Source organism: Streptomyces sp. NPDC002265 (assembly GCF_040296125.1).
Lineage (GTDB): Bacteria > Actinomycetota > Actinomycetes > Streptomycetales > Streptomycetaceae > Streptomyces.
Genome location: NZ_JBEOWS010000509.1, coordinates 1 through 4,923 on the forward strand (window position 1 = coordinate 1; position 4,923 = coordinate 4,923).

The 4,923-nt window shown below is 71.8% G+C and carries 2 protein-coding genes; both read right to left on the bottom strand.

What is annotated here, in order from left to right; genetic code table 11:
- Positions 1 to 54 precede the first annotated feature (54 nt).
- Positions 55 to 3,780 carry an ABC transporter ATP-binding protein gene (locus tag ABT085_RS43660; RefSeq protein WP_351621978.1) on the bottom strand — a complete coding sequence of 1,242 codons (3,726 nt, stop codon included), beginning with the start codon at positions 3,778 to 3,780 and terminating at the stop codon, positions 55 to 57.
- A 125-nt stretch (positions 3,781 to 3,905) separates the two neighbouring features.
- The gene (locus tag ABT085_RS43665) at positions 3,906 to 4,754 is read right to left on the bottom strand and encodes a serine hydrolase (RefSeq protein ID WP_351621981.1); all 849 of its coding nucleotides are present in this window, start codon (positions 4,752 to 4,754) and stop codon (positions 3,906 to 3,908) included.
- Positions 4,755 to 4,923: the final 169 nt, after the last annotated feature.

Sequence of the window (4,923 nt, forward strand, 5' to 3'; positions counted from 1 at the left end):
CGGGGCCCCCCCCCGGGGGGGGCGGGCGCCCGGAGCGGACGGGTGGCGGACGGGTCAGCCCGTGGTGACCGGCTCCCCCACGAACGTCCGCCACAGCTGCGCGTAGCGCCCGTCCCGCGCCAGCAGCTCCTCGTGCGTGCCGTCCTCGGCCACCCGGCCGTGGTCCATCAGCACCACCCGGTCGGCGCGGGCGGCGGTGGTCAGCCGGTGGGCGACCACGAGCGTGGTACGACGGCCCGCCAGGCGTTCCGTAGCCAGGTTGACCTGCGCCTCGGTGGCCAGGTCGAGCGCGGCCGTCGCCTCGTCCAGGAGCAGGATGTCGGGGTCGACCAGCTCCGCGCGGGCCAGCGCGATCAGCTGCCGCTGTCCGGCGGAGAGGTTGCGGCCGCGCTCGGCGACCTCGTGCAGATAGCCGCCCTCCAGCGTGGCGATCATCTCGTGCGCGCCGACCGCGCGGGCCGCCGCCTCCACCTGCGCGTCACTCGCGTCGGGCCGGCCGTAGGCGATGGCGTCGCGCACGGTGCCCGGGAAGAGGTAGGCCTCCTGCGGGACCACGCCGAGGCGATGGCGGTACCCGGTGAGGTCGTACGCCCGCAGGTCCGTGCCGTCGACCGTCACCCGGCCGCCGGTCGGGTCGTAGAACCGGGCCACCAGCTTGACCAGGGTCGACTTGCCGGCGCCCGTCTCGCCGACGAAGGCGACGGTCTGGCCGGCCGGGATCTTCAGGTCGATGCCGCCGAGCGCCTCCTCGTCGTCGCCGTAGGCGAAGCGCACGTCCTCGAAGGCGATCTCGCCGCGCAGCGAGCCGGGCTCGACCGGCTCCCCGGCAGGCCGGGTGGACGTGGGCTCGCGCAGCAGCTCCTGGATGCGGCCCAGGGAGACGGTCGCCTGCTGGTAGCCGTCGAAGACCTGGGAGAGCTGCTGCACGGGGGCGAAGAACAGGTCGATGTAGAGGAGGTAGGCGACCAGGGCGCCCGTGGTGAGGGTCGCCGCCTCGATCCGGCCCGCGCCCGCGATCAGCACCGCGGCCACGGCCGCCGACGACAGGAACTGGACGAAGGGGAAGTAGACGGAGATCAGCCACTGACCGCGGATCCGGGCCCGCCGGTAGCTGTCGCTGCGCTCGGCGAACCGCAGGCTGCCGGCCCGCTCCCGCCGGAAGGCCTGCACGATCCGCAGCCCGGACACCGACTCCTGGAGGTCGGCGTTGACCACCGACACCCGCTCACGGGCCAACTCGTACGCCTTCACGCTGGCCCGGCGGAAGAAGAAGGTGGCGACGATCAGCGGGGGCAGCGTGGCGAAGACGACGAGCGCCAGCTGGACGTCGATCAGCAGCAGGACGCCCATGATGCCGAAGAAGGTGACGACCGAGACGAAGGCGGTGACCAGACCGGTCTGCAGGAAGGTGGAGAGTGCGTCGACGTCGGTCGTCATCCGCGTCATGATCCGGCCGGTCAGCTCGCGCTCGTAGTAGTCGAGCCCGAGCCGCTGGAGCTGGGCGAAGATCTTCAGCCGCAGTGCGTACAGGACGCGTTCGCCGGTGCGTCCGGTCACCCTGGTCTCGGCGGTCTGCGCCGCCCACTGCACGAGCACCGCGAGCAGGCCGAGCAGGGAGGCCGCCCAGACCGCGCCGAGGGCCATCCGGCTGACGCCCTGGTCGATGCCGTGCCGGATCAGCACCGGCAGCAGCAGGCCCATCCCGGCGTCCGTGGCGACCAGCAGCAGGCTGATCAGCAGCGGCCGTCCGAAGCCCCGCAGCAGCCGCCGCAGGCCGTAGGACTCCTCCGGGCGCACCGCGCGGTCCTCGTCGACGTCCGGGGTGTCGGTCGCCGGGGGCAGCGCCGCGACCTGGGTGAGGAGTTCCGGGGTGGCGGGCATGCCGGACAGGGCGCTGTCCTTGGGCTCGCGGTCGCCCGTCCACAGGCGGGGCGTCAGTCCGGCCTCGGCGTCGAACTCGGCGTCCAGCTCCTCGCGGACCGAGGTGTCCTCGCGCGGCTCGGCGGGCGGGGTGTGGCCCGGGGAGACCCCGCCCAGCTCGTCCGGGTCGGTGAGCAGACGGCGGTAGAGGGCCGAGCGCTGCTGGAGCTCCTCGTGGGTGCCGAGGTCGGCGAGGCGGCCGCCGTCGAGGACGGCGATGCGGTCGGCGAGGTTGAGGGTGGAGCGGCGGTGCGCGATGAGCAGGGTGGTGCGCCCGCGCATGACCTGCTTGAGCGCCTCGTGGATCTCGTGCTCCACCCGGGCGTCCACCGCTGAGGTGGCGTCGTCCAGGACCAGCAGGCGCGGGTCGGTGAGGATCGCGCGGGCGAGCGCGAGGCGCTGGCGCTGGCCGCCGGACAGGGTGAGACCGTGCTCGCCCACCTTGGTGCCGTAGCCGTCGGGCAGCTCGGCGATGAACCGGTCCGCCTGGGCGGCGCGGGCGGCTGCCTCGATCTGCTCGTCGGTGGCGTCGGGACGGCCGTAGGCGATGTTGTTGCGGACGGTGTCGGAGAAGAGGAAGGAGTCCTCGGGGACGAGCCCGATCGCGGCCCTGAGCGAGTCGAGGGTCAGTTCGCGCACGTCGTGGCCGCCGATCAGGACGGCGCCGTGGGTGACGTCGTAGAAGCGCGGCAGGAGCAGGGAGACGGTGGACTTGCCGGAGCCGGAGGAGCCGACCACGGCGAGGGTCTCGCCCGCGCGGATCTCGAAGGACAGGCCCTGCACGACCGGGCTGGTCCGGCCGTCGGCCTGCCGGTACCCGAACGAGACGTCGTCGAACTCGACGGTCGCGGGCGCGTCGGCGGGCAGCTCCAGATGGCCGTCCTGGATCGTCGGTGTGGTGTCGATCAGCTCCAGGACGCGCTCGGTGCTGGCGCGGGCCTGCTGTCCGACGGTGAGGACCACGGCGAGCATCCGGACCGGGCCGACGAGCTGGGCGAGGTAGGTGGAGAAGGCGACGAAGGTGCCGAGGGTGATGTGCCCGCGCACGGCGAGCCAGCCGCCGAGCGCCAGCATCGCGACCTGGCCGAGCGCGGGGACCGCCTGGAGCGCGGGGGTGTACCGGGAGTTCAGCCGGATGGTGCGCAGCCGCCCGGCGAAGAGCCGGCGGCCGACCTCCCGCAGCTTCCCGGTCTCCTGCTCCTCCTGCCCGAAGCCCTTGACCACGCGTACGCCGCTGACGGCGCCGTCGACCACACCCGCGACGGCGGCCGCCTGAGCCTGCGCGTACCAGGTGGAGGGGTGCAGCCGGGTGCGGCTGCGGCGGGCGATCCAGCCGAGCGCGGGGGCCACGGCCAGCGCGACCAGGGTCAGCGGCAGGGACAGCCACGCCATGATCACCAAGGAGATCAGGAAGAGCAGCACGTTGCCGATCGTCATCGGCAGCATGAAGAGCAGGCCCTGGATGAGCTGGAGGTCGCTGGTGGCGCGGCCTATCACCTGCCCGGTGGACAGCTCGTCCTGACGGCGGCCGTCGAGCCGGGTGATCGTGTCGTACATCTCGGTCCGCAGGTCGTGCTGGACGTCGAGGGCGAGCCGGCCGCCGTAGTAGCGGCGGATGTACGTGGAGACGTAGACGAGGAGGGCCGCGACGATGAGCGCGCCCGCCCAGGGGGCCATGGTGCGGCTGTGGCCGGTGATCACGTCGTCGATGATCACCTTGGTGAGCAGCGGGACCAGCGCCGTGACGGCCATGCCGGCCAGGGAGGATCCGAGGGCCAGGACCACGTCCCCCGGGTGGCGCCAGGCATATCCCGCGAGCCTGCGCGCCCAGCCCTGTTTCTCCCCCTGTTGCGCTGCCACGCCGGTGCCTTCCGTTCGACCTTCTCTGCCGGAAAGCACCAACGCGGATGGAAGCGGATTTCATCCCTCCGCAATATTCGGAGGGAGGGGACGCCCCGGGGCGCCCGCCCGCGGGGCAGCGGTCCTCAGGACATCAGGTCCTTGTGGATGACCTTCGCGACGCCCTGGATGGTGGTGATGCCGTAGCTCATCGTGCTGTTCCCGTGGGTGAGCACGGTGATCGTGTAGTCGTGACCGCCGCCCTTGAACGTGCCGACGCTGTGCACCCGCCAGCCGAGCGTGGCGCGCTGCAGCCAGCCGTTCTTGACATGCACGGAGACACCGGCCGGCGCTCCGTACGGGGTGCCCCAGCGCTGGGAGGAGACGACCTGCCCCATCAGCTTCTGGATGTAGGCCCGGGAATTGTCGGAGAGCACCGTGTTCGCGGCGGTGACGAGCTTGAGCAGCTTCTGCTCGTCGGTCACGGTGATCTGGGTCAGACCCCAGTAGCCGTTCGCGCCGGGCTTCGTCTGGGTCATCTTGGCGGCGGCCAGGAAGCCCTTGATCTTCGTCAGGCCCAGCTGCTTCCACAGCTTGCTGGTCGCGGTGTTGTCCGACTTGGTGATCATGGCCGTGGCGAGCGAGGTCTCGGTGCTCGTCAGATAGCGGTTGTGCTTCTTGGCGTCCCACAGCAGCGTGGCCAGCACGGTGACCTTGACCACACTGGCCGAGTCGTAGGCGCTGGAGGCACGCAGCGTGCAGGTGGTGTTGGTGGTGCGGTCGTAGAGGCCGACGGCGACGGTGCCCTTGCGGGTGGCGAGCGCGGCCGTGATGTCCTTCTTGAGCTTGGCGGCCAGGCCCGCCTTGGACGACGTGCAGCTGACGGCCGGCGTGGCTGCCGAGGCGGGCGCCGCGGCCGCCACGCCCGATATCAGCACCCCGGCCGTGAGGCCACCCGCGACCACTTTCGCGCGTCTGGATATCCCGTGAGTCATGTCTTGATGACTCACGAGTTCGAGCGAATGGTTGTACGAGTTGGTGTGGCGATTGTGTGGCGGTGGCCACGACCGCGGCGGACGGTGTCGCCGGACTGGGTGAAGGCGACCAGGAACCGGGCGCCGAGGAAGTCGCCGATCTCTGCGGCCGCGCGGGCGACCGCGCCGC

What these genes read in the sequence shown, in the direction of transcription:
- ABT085_RS43665 (WP_351621981.1), bottom strand. Translation starts at nt 4,754, where the DNA reads ATGACTCACGGGATATCCAGACGCGCGAAAGTGGTCGCGGGTGGCCTC.